The following is a 22888-nucleotide window of genomic DNA, read 5'->3' as shown; positions in this document are numbered from 1 at the left end:
TCGCTATTTCATTTAATGCGAGCAAAACGAAAAAGTTCCATTTATATACGTACGAGCTAATTTAGGCAAAAAAAAAGCCTTTGCCTATTCCTATTCATTTATATTTGAATAGGATGCAATGACGAGCTCATTTTTCATATTTTTTTACAAATAGAACCAGCTTTCAATTTTAAATGGATGCTATTTGTAAATGCCTAACTATTGATCGGATTTAAATTCATCTAGAAAGGACGAATCTAATGGCAATAGCAACAATAGGAAGTCGTTTAACCTATACAATCGTTGTCCAAAATACCGGAACACTACCTGCCCAAAACGTTACATTTACAGACCCTATACCTGCTGGCACCACTTTCGTTCCAAACAGTGTAACTGTTAATGGTACTCCAACAGCCGGCAATCCTTCAACTGGAATTCCTATTAATAATATTCCTGCTGGTGGCTCTGTTACAATTACTTTTCAAGTAGATGTAACAAGTATTCCTACCCCACCTGTCGCCAGTAACGTAGCATCATTTGGTTACGAATTTCAACCTGCACCTAACGCACCCACTATCACACGTACAACAACAAGCAATATAGTTAATACAGATATTTTCACAGCTAATGTCGCATTAACAAAAGCAGTAGATAAAACAATTGCTACTATCGGTGATACGATTACGTATACAATTACGGCCACAAATCAAGCCCCATTAGCTGCTAATAGTGTTATCATTACAGACACGCCTCCTGCCGGCACATCGTTCGTACCGGGTAGCGTTACAGTTAATGGTACTTCTACTACAGATAATCCTGCTACTGGAATAAATGTAGGAACGATTGCTGCAAACGGGAATGCTACAATTACGTTTCAAGTTCAAGTTAATACTCTCCCTACACCAAACCCTATTCCAAATAGTGCAACTTCAAGCTTTCAATATAATCCACCAAACCAACCACCAATTAACAGAAACTCTACAAGTAATATAGTTGAAACACAAATTAATGCTACTATCATTAATCCAACTAAAAGTGCAAACCAACAAATTGTGAATATTGGTGACATCATTACGTATACGATTACTGTTCCAAATAACGGTAATATTTCAGCAACAAATGCTTCCATCACCGACCCTATCCCTACTGGCACTACTTTTATTCCAAACAGTGTTACAGTTAATGGAACGGCACAATCTGGCGTAACTCCAACAAATATTCCGCTAGGTACAATTCCTGCTGGTCAAACTACAACTGTCACATTTCAAGTCCAAGTCACTTCCCTTCCAGCTAACGGAACGATTACTAACGAAGCAAATGTAACATTTACGTCGCAACCGAATCCGGCTGAACCCCCAACAACCACTACGATAACACCACCTCCAACAACTACTTCTGTACGAACTGCAATTGTAAATCCAACAAAAACTGCTAGTCCACAAATTGCTGATATCGGTGATATTATTACGTATACGATTACTGTTCCAAATACAGGAAACATCGCCGCAACGAACGTTATTGTAACTGATCCAATTCCAAGTAGCACTACATTTATTCCGAATAGCGTCACAATTAACGGTACTTCACAACCTGGCGTAACCCCTTCTGGTGGTATACAAATTGGAACAATCGCAGCTGGTAATACTGTCACTATCACTTTCCAAGTTCAAGTTACCTCTCTCCCAGAGAATGGCCTAATCCAAAATATCGGAACCACAACATTTACGTATCAACCGGATCCAACAAAACCAGCTATTACAACAACAAACCCTACACCACCTACTACTACTCCTGTTAACACCGCTATTACAAACCCTGTTAAAACGGCGGATAAAACTACTGTTGATATTGGTGATGTTATTACGTATACGATTACTTTCACTAATGATGGTACGATCCCTGCTACAAATGTAGTTTTTACTGATACCATTCCTACCGGTACAACATTCATTCCGAATAGCGTAGTCTTAAATAATGTACCGGTTCCAAATTCAAATCCCGCACTAGGAATCCCGGTTGGAACAATTAATCCCGGTGAAACCAAAACACTATCTTTCCAAGTTCTTGTTACACAAATTCCAGCTGGCGGTTTTATTACAAACGAAGCTTCAACGACATATACGTACCAGCCAGATCCAACAAGACCGCCGGTTACCACAACCGAACCGACAGCACCTACTACAGTCTCTGTTAATACCGCTACAGTTAACCCTACAAAATCTGCTAATCGTACTTTCGTTGATATTGGTGATGTTATTACGTATACAATTAGTTTACAAAATAACGGCACTGTTCCCTCAACAAATATTGTACTAACAGATCCAATTCCAAACGGTACAACATTTATTCCAAATAGCGTTACGATTGATGGTGTCTCACAACCTAACAGTAATCCTGAAAACGGTATATCAATCGGTACTTTAAATCCAAATCAAGCAAAAACAATTACATTCCAAGTTCAAGTTACAAGTGTCCCACCAAATGGAATTATAGAAAACCAAGGCAGTGTATCATTTAATTATATTGTTAATCCAAATGAGCCTCCTGTTACAACAACTACCCCAACTCCTAAAACAGAAACTCAAGTTGGGACCGTTATTACAGCGCCTACAAAATCTGCCGACAAACAAGTTGCTGATTTAGGGGATACGATTACCTACACAGTCACATTTACAAATAACGGGACCGTTCCGGCTACAAATGTAGTCGTTACAGACCCTACACCTAACGGGACTATTTTCGTTCCAAATAGTGTTACAATCGATGGCATTACAACGCCAGGAGCAGCCCCATCACTTGGCATACCACTTGGTACCATTTCTGTCGGAGAAACGAAAACAATCACGTATCAAGTTGTCGTTACAAACTTACCACCTGATGGAATAATTAGAAACCAAGCATCCTTCACTTACCAATATCAACCGAACCCAAGTGAGCCTCCTGTTACAACAACTACTACCACTCCAAGTGTAAACATTCCAATTAATAATCCTAATCCAACGACTACAAAATCTGCTGATCGACAAGTTGCTGATATAGGGGATACGATTACTTTTACTGTAACATTCCAAAATAGAGGGACCGTCCCCGCTACAAATGTTATTATAAAAGATGCACTTCCATCTGGTGTTTCTTTCGTTCCAGGTAGCGTTGTCGTAAATGGCACATCACAACTTGGAGAAAACCCTGAAATTGGTATACCCGTCGGCACTGTAAATCCCGGTCAAAGTATTACAGTTACGTTCCAAGGTGTAGTAAATAGTATCCCGCCCGGAGGAGTTATTAGAAATCAAGCAAATATTACATTCACATACGAGCCAAATCCAAATGAACCTCCCGTTACGACAACTATTACAACTCCTGAAACAGAAACAGCAGTTAATACCGCTACACTAAATCCACAAAAAACAGCAGATCGCTCCTTTGTTGCATTAAATGATGTCATTACCTATACTCTCTCATTTCAAAACACCGGTACTGTTCCTGCTACGAATATAACAGTAATAGATTCTATCCCTGCCGGTACTGTATTTATTCCAGATAGTGTTACGATTAATGGCATTCCTCAAGCAGGAACAAATCCATCATCAGGAATTTCACTTGGAACTTTAGCGCCATCCGAACGCGCAACGATTACTTTCCAAGTACGAGTAATAAACATCCCTGCTAGCGGCGAAATCCGAAATCAAGGTAGTGCAACATTTAATTATCAACCGGATCCAAATTTACCTCCAGTCACAAAAACAGAAACAACTCCTGAAACAACGACTCCTATCCAAACTGTAGTCATAAGTCCAACAAAAACGGCAAACCTTACGTTTGCAGAAATTGGCGATATTGTAACTTATACTGTCATATTTACAAACCAAGGAACTATACCTGCTACTGGTGTAACCATTACAGATTCTTTGCCACCGGGTACAACTTTTATTACGAATAGTGTTACTGTAAACAATGTCGCTCAACCCGGCGTAAGTCCAGTCACTGGAATTCCTGTTGGAACAGTTAATCCCGGCGAGACAGTTACTGTTACATTTCAGATTCAAATAAACGCTATTCCTCCTAATGGAAAAATAGAAAATACAGCAAGTGTTACCTACACTTCTCAGCCTAATCCAAGCGAACCTCCTATTACAACAACAGAAACGACTCCTACCGTAACTTTACCTGTTCGTACCGCTAACCCGAACCCGCAAAAAACAGTGGATCGTGAGTTTGCAAGCATTGGTGATACGCTCACTTATACAATCACCCTTCAAAATACTGGTAATATACCTGCAACTGGTGTCATTATTACAGATTCTGTCCCTACTGGAACTACATTTATCCTTGGTAGCGTTACGATTAATGGCATTCCACAACCTAATTTGACCCCTGAAACAGGAATCCCAGTTGGCACATTAACCCCTAGACAAATAGTGACTGTTACTTTAGAAGTACAAATAACAGCTTTACCACCAAATGGCATTATCTCAAATGAAGCAAATGTCACTTACACATCTCAACCAGATCCGACACTCCCGCCTATTACAACAACCACACCGACTCCAATCGCAGAAACAATTGTACAAAATGCAGAATTAGAGTCAACAAAAACAGTAGATTTGCCAATCGCTAACATTGGCGATGCACTCACTTATACAATCACCCTTGAAAACACTGGAAATATTCCTATGACAAATGTATCTGTCATTGATCAATCACCAGTAGGCACACAATTTATTGTAGATTCTGTTACAGTAAATGGCCTTTCACAACCAGGTGTTGATCCAAGCATTGGGATACTCATTGGTACAATACAACCAAATCAAATAATAACCATTACGTTCCAAGTAACGATTACGAATATACCCCCTAACGGAGTTGTTACAAATGTTGGTTCAATCAACTTTACCTCTCAGCCTAATCCAAATGAACCTCCTATTACAGAAACAGAAGAAACACCACCAGTTAATACTGAAATCATTAACACCATTATTAATCCAGCAAAAGCAGCTGATCGTAACAATGTTGATATAGGTGATATTATTACGTACACTGTTACATTCCAAAACTTACAAACAGTACAACTGACAGACATCGTTTTTACAGACCCAATCCCAACAGGGGCTACTTTCATTCCAAATAGCGTTACAATTAACGGCACTCCAACTAGTAATGTAGATCCAGCTCTTGGCATACCTCTTGGCACATTAAACCCTAGTGATTCGATCATTGTAACTTTCCAAGTTCGTGTTGTTTCAATACCCCAAAACGGAATTCTTATAAATGAAGCTACTATCACCTACACATTCCAACCTAATCCTGGAGAACCCCCAGTAACAGTAACTACACCGACTCCACCTACTACTACAAATGTCAATACCGCAACAACGAACCCTACAAAATCCGCTGATAAAGTATTTGCTTTATTAGGTGACACAATCACCTATACAATCTCCTTACAAAATACAGGAACTGTCCCTGCAACAAATGTACTTGTAACCGATCCTATTCCAGCTGGTACTACTTTCATTCCGAATAGCGTTACGATAAACGGCATTCCACAACCAGATATCGTTCCTAGTTCCGGAATTCTTATCGGTACATTAGAACCTAACACTTCAGCCGTCGTAACTTTCCAAGTTCAAGTAACTTCGATACCACCGACAGGTTTTATTGAAAATGAAGGGATCGTTTCATTCCAATATCAGCCAGACCCTACTAGACCGCCTGTATCTGTTACTACACCTACACCTACTACAAAGACGCAAGTAAGTGAAGTTACTATTAATCCTAACAAACAAGCTAACCCTCAAGTTATTAATCTCGGTGATACTGTCACATATACAATTACGTTCCAAAATGTCGGGAATATTAATGCGACAGATGTTATTATTACAGACCCTACTCCATCTGGTACTACTTTCATTCCGAACAGCGTTACGATTAATGGCGTCACGCAACCTGGAACAAATCCAAATAATGGTGTAAACGTTGGGACTGTAACTCCAGGACAAATTGTTACATTAACTTATCAAGTTACTGTAACTGAACTCCCACCAGACGGTATTATTAAAAACACTGCAACTGTCACTTACACATTCCAGCCAAACCCTAGCGAACCCCCTATTACTATTACAGATCCTACTCCAACTGTTGAAGTAGCCGTTATTACACCTACACCTAACCCAAATAAACTAGCAGACAAACAAATTGTAGATATAAATGAAATCATAACGTATACTGTAACCTTCCAAAATCGCGGATCAGTCCCTGCAACTTCCGTTATCATTACTGATCCGTTAGCAAATGGGTTAACGTTTCTTCCAGGTACTGTTGTAATAAATGGCATTCCAGATCTTGGAGCAAATCCTGTTGTAGGTATACCTGTTGGAACAGTCAATCCAAACGATACAATTACTGTTCAATTCCAAGCAAGAGTCACAAGTGTACCACCTGGTGGTATTATTCGAAATCAAGCAACTGTTACTTTCACATATGAACCAGGTCCTGGTGAACCTCCTATTACAATTACAGACCCTACTCCAATTAACACAACGAATGTAAATACAGCTATATTAAATCCGAAAAAAACAGCCACGCCGGAAACAGTTACTTTAGGTGATATCATTACGTATACGATTTCTCTCCAAAATACAGGTACCATTCCTGCTAATCATATACTTGTAACTGATACAATTCCTATCGGTACTTCGTTCATCCAAAATAGTGTAACAATTAACAACGTGCCGCAACCAACTGCAAATCCATCAGCAGGCATCCCAATTTCAACACTTGCTCCTTCTGAATCCGCAACGATTTCTTTCCGTGTCCTAGTTACTTCAATTCCACCAAGCGGAGAAATTCAAAACCAAGGTAACGTTTCCTTCCAGTACCAACCCGATCCTACTAAACCACCTGTATCCGTTACTACGCCTACACCTACTACAATTACTCCTGTAAACGTTGGGACTATTAATCCGATAAAAACCGCTGATAAATCCATCGTTTCAGTAGGTGATACGATTACATTTACTATCACATTCCAAAATGAAGGTACGATTCCTGTCACTGACATTTCTGTTACAGACTCACTTCCTGTCGGCACATCATTCGTTCCAAATAGTGTCACAATTAATAACATTCCCGTTCCAAACGCAAATCCATCCACAGGCATTCCAGTCGGAACTCTTAATCCAACAGAATCCGTAACTATTTCATTCCAAGTACAGGTTATTACACTTCCAGCTAATAGAATGATTACAAATATCGCATCCATTACGTATACTTCTCAACCCGACCCGACTAGACCACCTATCACAACAACGACTACAACACCACCAATTACGATAGAAGTAAACCCTAATGAGCCAAACACATTTACTAAGACCGCAAATGTAAATAGCGCCCATCTCGGTGATTTCATCACATATACACTTACCTTTACTAACAATGGCACCATCCCAGTAAATAACGTACTCATTACCGACCCACTTCCTCCTGAAGTTACTTTCTATCTAAATTCAGTAACAGTAAATGGAGTAGCACGTCCCGGAACTAACCCGACTATCGGTATTCTTATCAATACTGTTAATCCAAGTGAATCCGTTGTTGTTCGTTTTATCGTTCAAGTAACAGCAGAGCCACGAAATGGTCTCATTCGAAATACCGCCCGCATTCGCTATACACTCAGACCAGATCCTACTAAACCACCGATTTCCGTTGATGAAACTTCAGAGCCAAACATTATTCCGTTTATCGGTCCGTTCGTCTCGCCAAATTTAAATTGTTTCTTTAATGGGGAACGTTTTATCCGGCGCGGTTGGAATAGAAGATGTTAGCAATATAAAATAAAAAGACAGCGCCTTTGACGCTGTCTTTTTATTTTATACATATACAGTTTTTAAGTTAATTTCATATCTTTTTCATTATAAAACCCATCTTCTTTTTCCATTTCCTTCTGTAATTTCGTAAAGGAACGGTACATCGCAATTCTCCATGACACAATCATCGCAAATGCCAGTAAGAAGAACATACCACTAAGTTGTCCTAAATCAAGAGATTGGCTTAAGTATGTTTTAAATACAATCCGCACGACAAGTAATCCAATTAATATAAAAACAAATGCTTTGGAACGCTTCAAATAAATCTCTTGTCCTCTAATTTCAAATTTAGATGTTTTAATAAGAAAAATAGAGAAAAACAAACCGACGCCAATTGCTTCTAACATTTCTGCTAGAGTTAATCGAAATTCAGGAAAAACATACATCAACGCTCCCGTACTCATAAAAAATGGTGGAAGTATAATTTTTTTCAATGTTGCAGGTTTCTTAGCTGCTTTTAAACGAATAAACATCGCACCAACAGCCATACAAACAGCAACGATACTGGATAAAACAACTATGTTCATATTTTCTCATCCTTTTTTGTGGCTATATGCAAAATATACTTTCATTATATGCTTTTCCGTTAGTATTTCCAACATTTTCACAGAATAATACTAAAAACCCGTAAAACCACCAAATAAACTTGAGAAATATACGATAATTTTTGTCATCCAGTTAAAGTATAAGAAGATACCCATGATAATCATAATGTATCCCCCGATTTTCATGAACTTCATACTGTTTCTTTTAATCCAAGACATTTTCGTAATAAAGAATGATAGTACGAAGAACGGGATAGCAAATCCAAGTATGTATGCGATCATATAAATCATTGCTGATTCTGGATTTGTTGCCGCTAATCCAATAACCGATACTAAAATAGGTCCTGTACAAGGTGTCCATCCTGCCGCAAATGCCAATCCAATTAGAACAGATCCAAAATAACCACTCGGACGATTTTTAAACGTGAATTTACGATCTTGCATTAAAAACTTCGGCTTAAATACACCGACAATAATTAAACCGAATACGATGATAAATATACCACCTAACTGTCTAATTAAATCTTTATAATTTGTAAAGATACCTCCAATAAAGCTTGTACCAAATCCAATTGCAATAAATATAATTGAAAATCCAAGTAAGAAAAACGCTGTATGTATCATACTTCTTTTCCGAAGCATTGCATTTTCTTCTTTCAACTCAGAAACCGACATACCTGTTATGTACGATAAAAATGCCGGATAAAGCGGTAAGCAACATGGGGAAATAAATGATAAAAACCCAGCACCAAACGCTAAAAAAATACTAATATCTTGCATTATTCCACTCCTCTCCTTACATATTGTAGCAAAAACATATAAAAATACTATGAACAATTCGTGAAATCACTTTTCCAACGTGATAATAAGAAAAACTACCCTTTCACACTTTTTCTAAAAAACGTTTTCATTTCCTTCTATTTATATAGAAAAATCTCAATTACACTACAAAACCTCTCTAATGTTATTAACATAACAAAGGTAATATAGTTTCTCAAATGATTAGCATGTTATTCGTATGTTTATATACATATTGATTAAAAAATATTTTTTTCAAATGCTGTCTTTATACAATACAAACTTGATTTTACAATACTTCTATTATTACTAATTTCAAGATTATGCATAAATATCATACTTTTATTATTATTCTATAAAATGTCACACTTTTCTTTTATTTGACCCTCCATTTTTAATTTTGTATACTTCCCTCTAGTTATATATGTCCGTTACGGAACAATTTCATATAGATGGGAGGAATATTTCATGCTTCGTTATTCTCTTTTAGTTTTATTAGGAGCGTGTAGTTATGGGATTTTAGCTATTTTCGTTAAACTTGCATATGCAGAAGGATTTTCACTTGGAGAGGTAATTGGCAGCCAATATTTGTTCGGTTGGATTATTTTGCTTGCTATTACACTTCTATTTTCTAGACATCGTGTTCCATTAAAACAAGCTTTAATTTTATTCGTTGCAGGTACATCTGCAAGTTTCACTGGAATTTTTTATTATGCTTCATTAAAAACTGTACCAGCATCTATCGCCATTATACTTTTATTCCAATTCGTTTGGGTCGGAATTATTATTGAAGCAGTCGCAACAAAAACTTTTCCTTCAAGAGAAAAAGTTATTTCTGTTATCCTCTTACTTGCAGGTACATTTTTATCAAGTGGTTTACTAGAAAAATCAGCAGGTGATTTCGATACGACTGGAATTATATTAGGCCTATTATCTGCTGTTACATTTGCAACATACATTTTCGTGAGCGGAAAAGTTGCTGTTGAAGTACCTTCATTACCACGCGGTGTTCTTTTAATGGCTGGTGCTTTAACTTTAGTAATGATCGTATTCCCTCCAACATTTATTTTTAACGGTGCCATTTCTGAAGGACTTTGGAAATACGGTTTAGGTTTAGGAACATTCAGTATCGTCATTCCTTCTATCGCCTTTACAATTGGTATTCCAAAGATTGGTTCTGGCTTAGCGACTATTCTTGGCGCTGCGGAACTACCAGTTACAACAATTATGTCTGTATTCGTTTTAAAAGAAGCTGTACTATCTTCACAATGGTTCGGTGTATCACTTATTTTAATCGGCATTGCAATCCCGCAAATTGCCTATGCAATGCGTGGACGTTATCGTAAACATCATACACATAAAAAAGTTGCTGCATAAAGTGAAGACTTATACAAGATAAACGAGAGAGGATTTTCATTTGAGAATCCTCTCTTTTATTATTGTATACTTATAGTAAATACTTTATTTAAGAAAGAGGGCATTATAAGTGGCATCAAATCTAGAACAGTTAACTGATCAACTTATTTCTATTCGTAGAAATTTACATGAGAATCCAGAATTATCCTACGAAGAATTCGAAACGACGAAAGCTATAAAGAATTGGTTAGAAGAAAAAAACATTACAATTATCAATTCTAGTTTAGAAACGGGCGTTATTGCTGAAATTTCGGGGAATAGTAACGGACCGCTTATAGCAATCCGTGCTGATATTGATGCCCTTCCTATTCAGGAAGAAACAAATTTATCCTACGCTTCAAAAATCCATGGAAAAATGCACGCTTGTGGGCATGATTTTCATACAGCTGCTATTATAGGTGCCGCTTATTTATTAAAAGAAAGAGAACCTTCCCTAAATGGAACTGTTCGCTTTATATTCCAGCCGGCTGAAGAGAGTAGTAATGGCGCTTGCAAAGTTATTGAAGCTGGGCATTTACATGGCGTACAAGCTATTTTCGGTATGCATAACAAACCCGATTTACCAGTAGGTACAATCGGTATTAAAGATGGTCCACTTATGGCCGGAGTTGATCGATTTGAAATTGAAATTCACGGAGTTGGTACACATGCAGCTGTACCAGATGCTGGGGTCGATCCAATTGTCGCATCCTCTCAAATTGTGATGGCACTACAAACTATTGTAAGCCGAAATATAAGTTCATCTCATAATGCAGTTGTTAGCGTCACAAACATCCATTCAGGAAATACGTGGAACGTTATTCCTGAAAAAGCAATATTAGAAGGTACTGTTCGTACTTTCCAAGCTGAAACACGCGAAAAAATTCCAGCCTTAATGGAACGTATCATTAAGGGCGTTTCTGATGCACTAGGTGTAAAAACAGAATTCCATTTTCATTCAGGTCCTCCTGCCGTTCATAATGATGAAATTCTTACTCATTTATGTACACAAACTGCACAGGAAATGTCACTAGACGTGATTACCCCTACTCCTTCCATGGCTGGCGAAGATTTCTCTTTTTATCAACAACACATACCAGGATCATTCATTTTTATGGGAACGAGTGGTACACATGAATGGCATCATCCAAGCTTTACAGTAGATGAGCGAGCGTTACCTATAAGTGCAGAATACTTCGCTTTATTAGCTGAAAAAGCACTTAAACACTTTTCCTAAAAAAAGGAGCCGTTAAGAAATGCTTAACGGCTCCTTTTTTAAGTTAAATCACGTTTTAAAAATACTGTATAGGAAATGATTAAAAATACAAATAAATACAGTAATAACATACATGATGCAAACGGGAACGTTACTCCATCAATAAAACTTCCATTCTTTGAAATACTGTATAAATCTGTGTTTGCTGGCAATAAATATTTCGCCCAATCATATCTAGTTGCTGCTAGTAATGCAATATTCCCTGATAAAGCAAGAAACAGTGAAATACCAATCGCACCTCCACTAGATCTTGTTAGCACAGAAATCATAAATGCAAACGCTGCATACACAATCGTTGGCAACCACGATAAAATATAATACTTACTAGCCTCTACAAAAATATTTTGTTTTATAATATTTCCATCTTGGAAAATAAATTCGCTCCATGCAGGCTGCTGGAATTTATAAATAACAAGCCCACATAAAATGGAAAAAATCATATTAAATATAAACAATAACGCTGCAAATATGACAATTGCTAAAAACTTAGCTGTCAAAATTTTAAAGCGACTCGCTGGTCGTATTGTTAAAAATTTATATGTTCCCCAGCTATATTCATTCGCAAAAATTGTACTTGCATACACGAGGATAAACGGAAGTAATATTGGAAATACGATAAAGCCTGTATCTCTCATGAAAGAAAGTGGAGAACTACTTGCCGGTGCTGTATCCCTATCTAAATGCTTCATCTTAAGTTGATATTCCTTTACAAGCTCATCCCCAGATCGTTCCGCTAAAATTGCTTCTTTTTCCATACCTAGCTTTTTCTCAATTTCTACAGTTCGTTCTGTATAATCAGCTTTCCATCCTTTTGTTTCCGGCTCCAAATACTTTACAGTAACCCATCCTAATCCGATTATTAATACTGCAATAACTGCAAATGGAATAATCGTTCGCTTTCGCTTAAATATTTTATACAATTCGTTATACACTAAATTAAACAATATCTTTTCCCCCTGTTAATTCTAAAAATTGCTCTTCTAACGTTTTTCTTTCTTCATATACACGATACACTTGAATGTTTTTCTCAAGCAATGTACGAATAACATTTGGGATTTCTTCATCTTTTACATGAATAAGTAAATCATTACCTTTTATTAAAACATCTTGGTCTAACATTTCTGCCGCTTTATTCGCATCATCTACGCGTATACGGATTGTCTCCATCTCTTCACTTTGATTATGCTGAATATTTTGCGTCGCGACATATTCTCCGTGCTGAATAATGATAACTCTATCACACATTAATTCAACTTCTGAAAGTAAGTGACTAGATACAAGAACAGCTTTTCCTTGTTCATGTGCAATTTTCTTTATGTACATTCTCATTTCATGTATTCCACTAGGATCTAATCCATTCGTTGGTTCGTCTAATATTAATACATCCGGATCATGAATAAGCGCTTGAGCAATTCCTAAACGTTGTCTCATGCCGAGTGAATATGCTTTTACTTTGCGGTCAATTACTTGTCCCATTCCTAACAATTTCACTACTTCATCGATACGTTCTTCTGTCACGTTCCCATTCATGCGTCCGAAATATGTTAAATTTTCATAGCCACTCAAGAAAGGATAAAATTCCGGTGCCTCAATTACTGCTCCAATTTTCGAAGCAGTACTTTCAAATTGTTGTTTTACAGATTGACCATCAATCCAAACTTCGCCCTCTGTCATACGAATCATGCCGACCATCATTCTCATTAAAGTCGTTTTTCCAGCGCCATTTGGTCCGAGCAAACCAACTACTTCACCCTTTTTAACTTCAAAACTAATATTTTCTACAAGTGTCTTTGAACCGATTCGCTTCGTTAACCGCTCGACCTTTACAATTGATTGTTCATTTGTCATTCTATACAACCTTTCCTTCCCATTCTTTGTCAGGTCTTTACACTGTAACATGATTATTTTTCTGTGTAAAATGAACACTCCCTCACTTAGCAAAGCTTGAAGTGGGGGTTTCTAACGTTTCGACCTAACGGACGATTAACGTCAGGGAAGTTAACACATTAGCGAGCTGTTTCACGCTTAACCCCTCTATCCCATTTGTCCATGCATTTGGGATTACTTTTCGTAAAATATTTCTTTCGATTCACCTCACCACCTTCACTTACGTTTAGAGGTGGGAGTCCTCTCGAAAGGCATGATAGAAAAAGGCATGATTCCTCATGCCTTTTCCTTGAAATGAAACGAATTTTTATCTTGTAAACTTTGAACAAATCGAAAACATTGCACCATCGATAATAGAAGGATAACGATCATAATTATACTAACGACTACGATTGCATATATTGTAATCGGTGCACTATTTATCCCTTGTATTCCTGCTATTCTTATAAAGATAATCGTAAATAATTTTAAAAATAACATCCCATTAACTAATCCAAAAACAAACGCTGCTCCATAAATAAATAATTGCTCCTGACATAATAAACATAGTACATCATTTCTCTTCATATTCTCTGCTACATGAGATTTCATTTCTTCTTTCCTCACTTGCAGAAGAGAAAATGTAATTTTATATGTAGTAAAAATACATATAAAAATAAGTAAAATAAACAGCGTGTAAAAACATATTTGAAATAAAAGTATAGTCCCTAACTCCCCAATAGCTCCTTTATTACACTGGAGCGATACCATAAAAAACAAAATCATAGTACTTATAGCAACCCACATGAATTGCTTCATCCTTTTGGCAGCAAATGTTCTTATATTTTTTCTCGCTAACCGACATAAAGACATAAAATTCTTCCCCTACCTTATTACATACGCATTCTATACTACTAGTGTATAAAAATATGACATTTTAAACATCGCACTACAATCGGAATTTCCTCTAAGTCTTTAGTCCTAGAAAACAAAAATGAACATGTTTATATCTTTAGTATAGAACTAAAAAAAGAACACTAAAGCGGAAAGGCAATAGTATTGCCTTTCCGCTTTAGTGTTTAATGAGGTGTACTTTTTAATAACTTAATTAATCTCATCCTCAACTTCTATTCTTTTCTTCTCTCTTGCAATTTTTAAAAACTCTAGTAGCTCTGGATTGCTATTCATTTTTTTGTAAGCTACTGACATTTCTGCAACAAAATTAGAATCATATAGCTCTTTATATACAACTTCTGTTTTATATAATTTATTTGCCGATACGGGTATGACTGTAATTCCAATCCCCGCTGCTACAAGTCCCATAACTGTTTGATATTCCGTCGCTTCTTGTACGATACGCGGACTAAACCCGACGTCGCGGCAAAGTGATAAAATTGTATCGTATAACGCTGGCCATACTGGTCTCGTAATAAATACAAACGGTTCATCCCGTAAATCTTCTATATGTATTTCATCTTTCTCTGCAAGTGGATGAGCCTTCGGTAAACATAAAGTACAAGATAGTTTTTGTATTGGCTCTAACTCTAATAATTGTGTTGGGATTGGTGGACGTAAAAATCCAATATCAATACGATTATCATGAAGCGCATGGACTTGATCTGGAGTAGATAATTCATGTAATGCAACAGACACCCTCGGAAATTTCTTTCTATACTCCCTTACGATAGATGGTAAAATATCATATATCGCCGCACCTACAAAACCAATTGAAAGTGAGCCCACTTCTCCCCTTTGGGCACTTTGTGCAATTTCTACCGCTTTTTCAATTTGTTCGAACGCTTTTTTTACTTCTTTCAAAAACATTTCTCCAGCTTCTGTTAATTCAACCTTTCTCTTCGTTCTTGAAAATAACATAACTCCCATTTCTTTTTCTAATTGCTGAATTTGTTGACTAAGCGGTGGTTGTGTCATTTGTAAACGAGCAGCCGCCCGTCCAAAGTGTAACTCCTCTGCCACTACAACAAAATATTGCAAATGCCGTAATTCCATTTTGGACACCCTTTTCCATTTCAATTAATACGTCTAATATATTAATAACATATAATTTATATATTAGACAAATTTTTTGAATGAACGTATAGTAGAAATTGTTAATTCTTTTTTACAATTTTTATGTAAAAAAAGAAAGAGGTGGTTACTGTATGAAATGGTGGAAATTAAGCGGACAAATTTTACTATTATTTTGTTTCGCTTGGACAGGTGAATGGATTGCAAAACAGGCACACCTCCCAGTTCCAGGAAGTATTATCGGTATTTTTTTATTGTTAATTTCATTAAAATTTAACCTAGTGAAAAAAGAGTGGATACAGGACGGTGCAGACTTTTTATTAAAAGAACTTATTTTATTTTTCATTCCTTCTGCAGTCGCTGTCATACGCTACAAAGATACACTATCACAATATGGAATCGATCTCATCTTAATTATTATGATTAGTACACTTTGTGTCACTCTCGTTACAGGACTCTTAACAGAATTGCTACTAAAGCGGAAAGGATCCGTGCAATGATCGGTTTTCTTTGTTTACTATTAACACTATTCACATATTGGATATCGAAGAAAATGTATCAACGCTGGAATTGGAGCTTACTCTCTCCTCTTCTCGTCTGTCCTATTATTTTAATCGCTTTATTACTCGGACTAGACACATCTTATGAAACGTATGAAACTGGAGGCCAATGGTTAACAGAATTATTAAAACCTGCAACAGTTGCTTTTGCATGGCCAATCTATAAATACTTTGATTTACTCAAGAAACATGGAATGGCTATTTTACTTAATGTCATTGTCGGTTCGTTTCTATCAGTTATCACTTCAGCACTACTAGCAAATTATTTTCAAATTGATTCATCGTTAGAACATAGTTTAGCACCTCATATTGTAACGACGCCAATTGCAATGGCCATTTCAGAAATGATTGGTGGTATGTCACAATTAACAGCAGTATTTGTTGTTTTAACTGCGTTAACAGGAGCATTGCTCGGACCTTCTCTCATTCGTATATGCCGTATTAAAACAGCAATTGCAAAAGGTATTATGTTAGGAACAAGCGCAAATGGAACCGGCACATCAAAAGCATTCGAAATCGGTCCTGTAGAGGGAACGATCGCAAGTTTATCTATGCTTTTAACTGCAGGAGCTAGTTTAGTTATCGTTCCGCTTTTCTTATCGTGGATACATTGAAAAAGCAAGTGTTTACACACTCGCTTTTTCAATGTATTTGTTTAAAATCTCATAATCCTCCGGGAAAGATAGCGTTAATTCCTTCATTTCATCTATCCCCTTCCAAGCAATTTCATGTATTAACTCATCAGGATCTTGGATTTTCATACTACCGCCTATTCTTTTTACGACATAATAATGAACGTATACAGGAACCCCATATGTAATCGCTTCTTTTTCGTATATTTTACTTACAACTTCCACATTGTAGCCTGTTTCTTCCCAAACCTCTCAGATACAACATTCCTCTAATGTTTCTCCTTTTTCAAGTCCTCCACTTGGGACGGACCACCTTTTTTCTTCATCCTTTTGTCCTTGTAATACCATTAAAACTTCATTTCTTTCATTTACACATACTGCTGCACAGCCTATCCATCTTTCCATATACATCCCTCCCCTACTACTATTCGGTTCTTTTTTCCTTTTCTCCTTGAAAAAAGAGGGAAAAAGGAAAACGATGACGAAAATTTACATCAACTTCATAGGCAATTCCTTCTTAGAAATTAAAAACGGAAGGATGAAAGCATGATTTCTAAATATGTTGTGGAATGTGTCTTTTGCGAAGAAAATCGAAAACCTCGCCAGGCTATCGTCACAGTTCCAGCTACTACTCAGCTACTAGCTATTGAAAAAGTGCGTGCAGAATGTAAACGTCGTTTCGGAAAAGCTTTATTATTACAAACTGAAATTAAAGAAGAAATAGTTTTTGAACAAAAAGAAAGCTGACCATAAATTGGTCAGCTTTCATATCCGATCATATTTTCACATGAAGATTAGGGGCATCCTCTTTAAGGATCGGGATTTTCCCATTATGTACGTTCCATAATGGTCATCGAACAATATATTTCTATACAATTAAATATTGAATAGAATAGGGCAAAACTTGTTCGCATTTTTAGAAAAGGGATAGGGATATAATTCAAGTAGTACTTCGAATACTCGAACTTTACACTCATTATATTAAAGCAAATCCTTTTATATGGGAAATATGAATTACTTACATAATTCATTCGTAAAACATATTAGTTTGCTATATTATTTTTATTCCATGAATAACATACATCCAGCTAGAACTGGTGTCATAATCATTGAAAACTTCAAAAGCATACTTGGTGCATAATTTGTAAACTTCGCCCCAATATACGCTCCTAACATCGTCCCAATTAATACTTGCAATAATAATATATGATCTAGGTAGCCTTCTGAACTATATCCTAGCCCACCTCCAATCGCAATTGGCAATATAACCAGCATTGTTGTTCCTACAGATTGCTGGATCGTTAATCCTAATAGAACCATTAATCCAAGTTGAATAAATGGTGCAGAACCAATCCCGAATGAACCAGCCATCATTCCAGTGACTAATCCAAGACATATACATTTCATTATGTTCTCTTTCGAAAAATCTTTAATCTCTGCTAAAAGTAACTCTTCCCTATTTTGAAACTTAATTAATTTAATAAACATAAAAATTGCAGATAAAAATAACATCCCAGCTGTAAACCAATGAAGAAGATGTCCTGGTATAAGTGAACCAATTTTTGAACCGATATAAGAACCAAGCGCTCCACATCCCCCAACAATCCCGCCTATAGTAAGTACTACATTTCCTTCACGATAATGACTTATAACCCCAGATAATGTCGTAAATGCCATAGCAGTTAAAGACGTTGCAAGTGCAACGTGAATAGGAATATGGAATACTAAAGTGAGTATCGCGATAATAAACCCGGCTCCCCCAGCTCCAACAAACCCTAATAAAATTCCCATTACTAACATCGTTATAATAATTGCCACATACTCTCCCTCCAGTAAGGCAATTATCCACCATATTCTTTCTTCTACACAAATAAAAAGCATCCATCTAGGATACTTTTTATTTCAATACTATGTACTTAATCTTGATTAATCAAAATAACCGCGGGGCCAGCGACTACTACTCCAGCTACTTCGATTTTTTCAAATTCCTTTACTGTAATAGATATAACGCCTTCTCTTTCCATCAATTCTTTACTCAGGACATCAGTCGGTATAGCTTTCACCGTCTTACCTCCTTTTCATTTATACAATATGCCAAAAACAACTTAACGCATCTATATATATGCATCACCTCCGCTTTCATTCCTTATTCCCTTCAAAACCCTTATCTCCCTTCCGTAACGTATTGAAAAATAAAAAAGCACTCGCAATCGCGAATGCTTTTTTATTATTTACTTTCTATTACTTTTAACATTCTATTAATAAATGCTGCCGATTCTCCACGCGTTGCAGAACCTTTCGGCATAAATTCATTATTTTCATTTCCTTTTACAATACCTAATCCATAAACACGTTGTACAGCTTGTTTATCATATGCTAAATCTTGATCTGAGAATGGTAACGAGACTAAGTTACCTTTAATTTTTTTATATTGTAGTGCACGGTCAATCATAATAACAGCTTCATCTCGTTTAATCGTATCGTTTGGAGCAAATATACCATTTCCTCTACCACTTATTATCCCAGCACTTGCTGCACGATTAATACCATCTATTAGCGATGGATGTGCTGTATTTAAGTCATTAAAATTCGATGATCCTTCAGGTAGCTGCAATGATCTTGATATTAAATTTGCAAATTCACCACGTGTCACAAGGCGCTCTGGCCAATAAGAACCTTTTCCATCTCCAACCATAATACCGCGCTTATCTAATTCACGAATGTCTGCTTCATACCAACCACCCGTTATATCATCTTTATGGTTCGCATCATAATAAACTTTTGTTCCTTGTAAGAATGGTTCCCAACCATTGTTTTTAATCATAATGGCTGGACAATTTTTACCGCTCCAAAATTGATGCTTCTTCACATTTTCTAAAGGGATATTTAATTCCCCCATTAAATAAGCTGCTAGTTTACGAGCATTTTCAACAGCTTTATTATAATCACCATCTTCGTTTACAGCAATTTCAATCGCAATTGACTCTCGATTCCCAGTTCCTTCTGCTCCATCTCCTGCATGCCAAGCATTTTCGTTTAATGGCAGGTGTTGATAAATCTCTTTATCGTCTACTGTAAAGTGCCAAGAGGCTGAACGATCTTCCGTTCCCGTTGCTTGGTTATATAAATATATCGCATGGTTTCTAGCATTTGCCCCAACACTATAATTATCGGTCTCATGAATCGTAATATACTTCGGGTTCATCGCATAACCTGGACGAATATTTTCATTTCCTTTTGGTACAATCATTTCTTTTAAAGGTACACCATAAATATCCGTTGTTTTCTCTTCTATTGGCGCTGCATACATAGCTGCTGCACGTTTTGTACGTATTGGTGCTGCATCTTGTAAAAGTGAAGCTTTTGTTCCTTCAAATTTTGCTGAAGGTGAATGAATCCATTTTATCTCATTATTTATTTTTACTTGGAACCATTCTCCCGTCTGTCCAATTGCTTGAATAGTTTGCGGCTCCAGTACATTTTCTTCTTTGTATGAAGTAAATGGTTCAGAGTAAGTAGAGCTTTCTTCATTAATAACTAACTTTTCACTTAATAACGGGTGAATTTCTTTAACCTCTACATTTCCATCACTATTTTGTATCCATCCCGTTCCCGATGAAGTTTGAACATAGTAAGCGTTTCCTTTTCTCTTCTCAGCTTTTACGACTTGATTCGAAATACGAATCCCTGTCGCTTTTTGAAAATTACTAGAATCGTATAAAGGTACTTCTTTCACTATATGTACAAGAAACTCACCTTGCACTTCACTTTTTACTCCTTTATCTTCCCCTCGACCATCTTCATCTTTCATATGGTTTTCAATACTTTTTAAAGCTTGTTCATCAGATGAAACTGTAACAGTTTTTCCAAGCTCATTAGCATAGGAATAATTTGGAATCGTTACCATACTAAATACAATTGATGCAGCTAAAACATTATAAAATCCTTTTTTCATCATAAATACTTAACACGCATATCATTAAATTCGTGTTAAAATTCCCCTCCTCAACCAAAATATAGATTATCTACTAAACTATTAAGCAACATAACCATATACAATATAACAGACTCCTTTCAATTCGTATAGATAGGAATGACTACTATTTGCCTACATTTACTATATTGGAATATAAAAAGAAGCTATAATATATAGCTTCTCTCTACGTTTCTTCAATCGTTATGCACCTTATATTCCACAACTTTACCATCTCTATCAAATTGTAAAACAAGATGTTCACTATCTATGGGAATAAAGCCACGTTCAGTTCCAAGATAGTACGAAGTGATAACCCCGTTTTCTCCATTTCTCGTTTCAGTAGGCGTTCCTAATAATTGTGTAATTTCTTCATTTGATTTTCCTGTTAATTTATATTTTTGCAATAGATCATCTACCATATGTACCCGTTTATCTTCAGCATGTAACCACCGATCTTGGTTAAACTTGGAAGTGTACGTATTCATACTTAATTGTGCCGTACATACTACTAATGGAATAAGTGCTACTATTAACACTCCCGACATTTGCTTCTTTTCTTCATTACGATTTTTAGCAACATATAAGATCGACTTTTGAATCATAACTAATAAAACAAATGGCATGACTATTATAAAAATGCTCGTTACACTTAATGACGTATGAGCCATACCAATAATAAACATAAAAGCAAGATACATGAGTATATACAAACAAATATAAACATACAAAATACCCCTTAATATAGCACTCAGAAAGCCCACCTCTTTTTAATTCATTATATAATTCATTCGATTAATGGTTTCTCGAAGTTTTTCTAACTCTTGACCTGTATATATTACTTTCCCCGTTAAGAATTCATTTCTGAAGAACGATACAATTTGCTCTCTATCTTTTAATCTCGGCGTTTTTTCTTTAGAAAGATCTAGCACTTCTTTCCCATTCTCATTATAAAAATATACAATCGGTTTTATGTTTTCCTTTACAATATCAACTTGCATTTCTTTCAAACAATTGTATAGAATATGAGATAGTTTCTTCGCTCTATATACTGGGTTCCCTTCATTTTTCACTTGTATCGTTAATGAATCTTCACCTGTAATATATTCAAACGTCTCTTCTTTCTCTATCTCTTTTTGATACTTGCCAATTTCATCAATCATAAATGAATATGTACTAGCATTTTCTTTCGTTAAGCCATGAATTAATTTCCCTGTCCATTCTTTCGTCTCAAGTACATACATACCCGTTTTACTTAAAACAAGATGATGAATTCGAAAATCATTTCCACCTTGTTGATTTTTAATAAAAACATTCGGCATAATATGAAATTCATGATCTTGTATTATGCCTTGCTCTACGAAACCACGCTTCATATATTGTAATGTTTCGTGTGTACTCATTTCAGCTCCATTTTTCGTATACTCTCTCAAATCTGCAATTAACTTTTGAAACATATGTATTTCATTACTATGTTTTTCTTGCATTTCACTGCGTTCTTTACTATGTTGCACAGCTAATTGATTTTTCATCATACGCATATTTTCAAGTTCTCTAGCTGCACTTATTTGTAAATCATTGTATTTTTTCTGTTCCATATTTTTTAATGTATTTTGCTGCTCTTTATGTTCTGTAACCGCAGCTGCAATTTCATTTTCATACGTTTCAATTGCTTGTTTCTTTTCAAATTCTACTTGCTGACTCTCTGATTCTAGCTGTTTATTTTTATAAAACAGCACAAATGCTACAGCTAATAATATTAAAATCGCACCTATTAGCACATAATTCATATTTTTACTCCTTTATTTCATTTTCGATTATTTTTTATAAATATATCTATTATAGTATACTATGGTTTCGATATAGACTTTGTAAAAGTTGTATATTTTTAATAAAAGGTACCTCTGAAGAGATACCTTTTATTTCCACTCTATTGTACACCATACTGAATATAACTTGAATCGTAGTATA

The 22888-nt window shown here is 36.0% G+C and carries 17 protein-coding genes and 2 pseudogenes; 6 read left to right on the top strand and 13 right to left on the bottom strand.

The features are described 5' to 3' along the window. The first annotated feature begins 239 nt into the window (after positions 1-239). Positions 240-7802 carry a DUF7507 domain-containing protein gene (locus tag MR079_RS07175; RefSeq protein WP_242293763.1) on the top strand — a complete coding sequence of 2521 codons (7563 nt, stop codon included), beginning with the start codon at positions 240-242 and terminating at the stop codon, positions 7800-7802. A 62-nt stretch (positions 7803-7864) separates the two neighbouring features. Here the strand turns inward: MR079_RS07175 and MR079_RS07170 are convergent, their stop codons facing one another. From MR079_RS07170 to MR079_RS29340, 3 genes and pseudogenes are all read right to left on the bottom strand, one after another. Further along, on the bottom strand, positions 7865-8371 hold the full coding sequence (locus MR079_RS07170; protein ID WP_242293762.1) for a CcdC family protein: 507 nt from the start codon (positions 8369-8371) through the stop codon (positions 7865-7867). Positions 8372-8461: 90 nt separating this feature from the next. Then, on the bottom strand, positions 8462-9169 hold the full coding sequence (gene ccdA / locus MR079_RS07165; protein WP_001152681.1) for a cytochrome c-type biogenesis protein CcdA: 708 nt from the start codon (positions 9167-9169) through the stop codon (positions 8462-8464). Positions 9170-9185: 16 nt separating this feature from the next. After that, positions 9186-9329 (bottom strand): annotated as a pseudogene (locus tag MR079_RS29340) (peptidase T). Positions 9330-9655: 326 nt separating this feature from the next. On the opposite strand from MR079_RS29340, the gene MR079_RS07160 reads away from it, so the two are divergent. Together MR079_RS07160 and MR079_RS07155 are read left to right on the top strand one after the other, a co-directional pair. After that, positions 9656-10564, top strand: coding sequence for an EamA family transporter (locus MR079_RS07160; RefSeq protein WP_139866360.1), 909 nt, complete (start codon positions 9656-9658; stop codon positions 10562-10564). Between the two features lie 109 nt (positions 10565-10673). Next, positions 10674-11819 (top strand): M20 peptidase aminoacylase family protein, encoded by a 1146-nt coding sequence (locus MR079_RS07155; RefSeq protein WP_242293761.1) that lies wholly within the window; start codon positions 10674-10676, stop codon positions 11817-11819. A 38-nt stretch (positions 11820-11857) separates the two neighbouring features. On the opposite strand, the gene MR079_RS07150 is transcribed toward MR079_RS07155, so the two are convergent. The 4 genes from MR079_RS07150 to alsR form a co-directional block, all read right to left on the bottom strand. Continuing rightward, positions 11858-12802: an ABC transporter permease gene (locus MR079_RS07150; protein ID WP_139866362.1), complete on the bottom strand. Its 945-nt coding sequence runs from the start codon at positions 12800-12802 to the stop codon at positions 11858-11860. Beyond that, positions 12795-13706, bottom strand: coding sequence for an ABC transporter ATP-binding protein (locus tag MR079_RS07145; RefSeq protein WP_113710956.1), 912 nt, complete (start codon positions 13704-13706; stop codon positions 12795-12797). Before MR079_RS07145 ends, MR079_RS07150 begins: the two co-directional genes overlap by 8 nt. Positions 13707-14021: 315 nt before the next feature. Further along, positions 14022-14597, bottom strand: coding sequence for an FtsX-like permease family protein (locus MR079_RS07140; protein ID WP_139866363.1), 576 nt, complete (start codon positions 14595-14597; stop codon positions 14022-14024). A gap of 231 nt (positions 14598-14828) precedes the next feature. Further along, positions 14829-15734, bottom strand: a complete 906-nt coding sequence (gene alsR / locus MR079_RS07135; RefSeq protein WP_000423223.1) for an acetoin biosynthesis transcriptional regulator AlsR — start codon at positions 15732-15734, stop codon at positions 14829-14831. A 152-nt stretch (positions 15735-15886) separates the two neighbouring features. Here alsR and MR079_RS07130 point away from each other — a divergent pair, with 152 nt between their 5' ends. Next, complete coding sequence (locus MR079_RS07130) at positions 15887-16252, top strand: CidA/LrgA family holin-like protein (RefSeq protein WP_000872364.1); 366 nt, start codon at positions 15887-15889, stop codon at positions 16250-16252. After that, a complete protein-coding gene (locus MR079_RS07125; protein ID WP_000578959.1) occupies positions 16249-16926 on the top strand; it encodes an LrgB family protein in 678 nt (225 codons plus the stop codon). The genes MR079_RS07130 and MR079_RS07125 overlap by 4 nt, the downstream gene beginning before the upstream one ends. 12 nt (positions 16927-16938) lie before the next feature. Here MR079_RS07125 and MR079_RS07120 read toward each other — a convergent pair. Continuing rightward, a pseudogene (locus MR079_RS07120) lies at positions 16939-17349 on the bottom strand (NUDIX hydrolase). A gap of 141 nt (positions 17350-17490) precedes the next feature. Here MR079_RS07120 and MR079_RS07115 point away from each other — a divergent pair. Then, entirely contained in the window at positions 17491-17691 is a 201-nt protein-coding gene (locus MR079_RS07115; protein WP_000624205.1) for a DUF3903 domain-containing protein, read from the top strand. 315 nt (positions 17692-18006) lie between these two features. Here MR079_RS07115 and MR079_RS07110 read toward each other — a convergent pair whose 3' ends face one another. The 5 genes from MR079_RS07110 to MR079_RS07090 all read right to left on the bottom strand — a co-directional run bounded on the left by MR079_RS07110 (position 18007) and on the right by MR079_RS07090 (position 22707). Then, complete coding sequence (locus tag MR079_RS07110) at positions 18007-18762, bottom strand: sulfite exporter TauE/SafE family protein (protein ID WP_139866365.1); 756 nt, start codon at positions 18760-18762, stop codon at positions 18007-18009. A 98-nt stretch (positions 18763-18860) separates the two neighbouring features. After that, entirely contained in the window at positions 18861-19007 is a 147-nt protein-coding gene (locus MR079_RS07105; RefSeq protein WP_000644411.1) for a BC1881 family protein, read from the bottom strand. Positions 19008-19171: 164 nt separating this feature from the next. Further along, positions 19172-20899 (bottom strand): S-layer homology domain-containing protein, encoded by a 1728-nt coding sequence (locus tag MR079_RS07100; RefSeq protein ID WP_242293786.1) that lies wholly within the window; start codon positions 20897-20899, stop codon positions 19172-19174. Positions 20900-21114: 215 nt separating this feature from the next. Next, a complete protein-coding gene (locus tag MR079_RS07095; RefSeq protein WP_242293760.1) occupies positions 21115-21681 on the bottom strand; it encodes a hypothetical protein in 567 nt (188 codons plus the stop codon). Positions 21682-21687: 6 nt separating this feature from the next. Next, complete coding sequence (locus tag MR079_RS07090) at positions 21688-22707, bottom strand: nuclease-related domain-containing protein (RefSeq protein ID WP_242293759.1); 1020 nt, start codon at positions 22705-22707, stop codon at positions 21688-21690. Positions 22708-22888: the final 181 nt, after the last annotated feature.

This window comes from Bacillus cereus group sp. BfR-BA-01381, assembly GCF_022663555.1.
Classification (GTDB): Bacteria; Bacillota; Bacilli; order Bacillales; family Bacillaceae_G; genus Bacillus_A; species Bacillus_A pacificus.
Note: the sequence above shows the minus strand (reverse complement) of the source record. Positions and strands in the feature narration are given on the sequence as shown.

Bases quoted from the DNA above. Each gene is read 5' to 3' on its own strand.
- MR079_RS07175 (WP_242293763.1), top strand. From the start codon at position 240: ATGGCAATAGCAACAATAGGAAGTCGTTTAACCTATACAATCGTTGTC.
- MR079_RS07100 (WP_242293786.1), bottom strand. From the start codon at position 20,899: ATGAAAAAAGGATTTTATAATGTTTTAGCTGCATCAATTGTATTTAGT.
- MR079_RS07140 (WP_139866363.1), bottom strand. From the start codon at position 14,597: ATGTCTTTATGTCGGTTAGCGAGAAAAAATATAAGAACATTTGCTGCC.
- ccdA (WP_001152681.1), bottom strand. From the start codon at position 9,169: ATGCAAGATATTAGTATTTTTTTAGCGTTTGGTGCTGGGTTTTTATCA.
- MR079_RS07125 (WP_000578959.1), top strand. From the start codon at position 16,249: ATGATCGGTTTTCTTTGTTTACTATTAACACTATTCACATATTGGATA.
- MR079_RS07160 (WP_139866360.1), top strand. From the start codon at position 9,656: ATGCTTCGTTATTCTCTTTTAGTTTTATTAGGAGCGTGTAGTTATGGG.
- MR079_RS07115 (WP_000624205.1), top strand. From the start codon at position 17,491: ATGATTTCTAAATATGTTGTGGAATGTGTCTTTTGCGAAGAAAATCGA.
- MR079_RS07130 (WP_000872364.1), top strand. From the start codon at position 15,887: ATGAAATGGTGGAAATTAAGCGGACAAATTTTACTATTATTTTGTTTC.
- MR079_RS07090 (WP_242293759.1), bottom strand. From the start codon at position 22,707: ATGAATTATGTGCTAATAGGTGCGATTTTAATATTATTAGCTGTAGCA.
- MR079_RS07145 (WP_113710956.1), bottom strand. From the start codon at position 13,706: ATGACAAATGAACAATCAATTGTAAAGGTCGAGCGGTTAACGAAGCGA.
- alsR (WP_000423223.1), bottom strand. From the start codon at position 15,734: ATGGAATTACGGCATTTGCAATATTTTGTTGTAGTGGCAGAGGAGTTA.
- MR079_RS07170 (WP_242293762.1), bottom strand. From the start codon at position 8,371: ATGAACATAGTTGTTTTATCCAGTATCGTTGCTGTTTGTATGGCTGTT.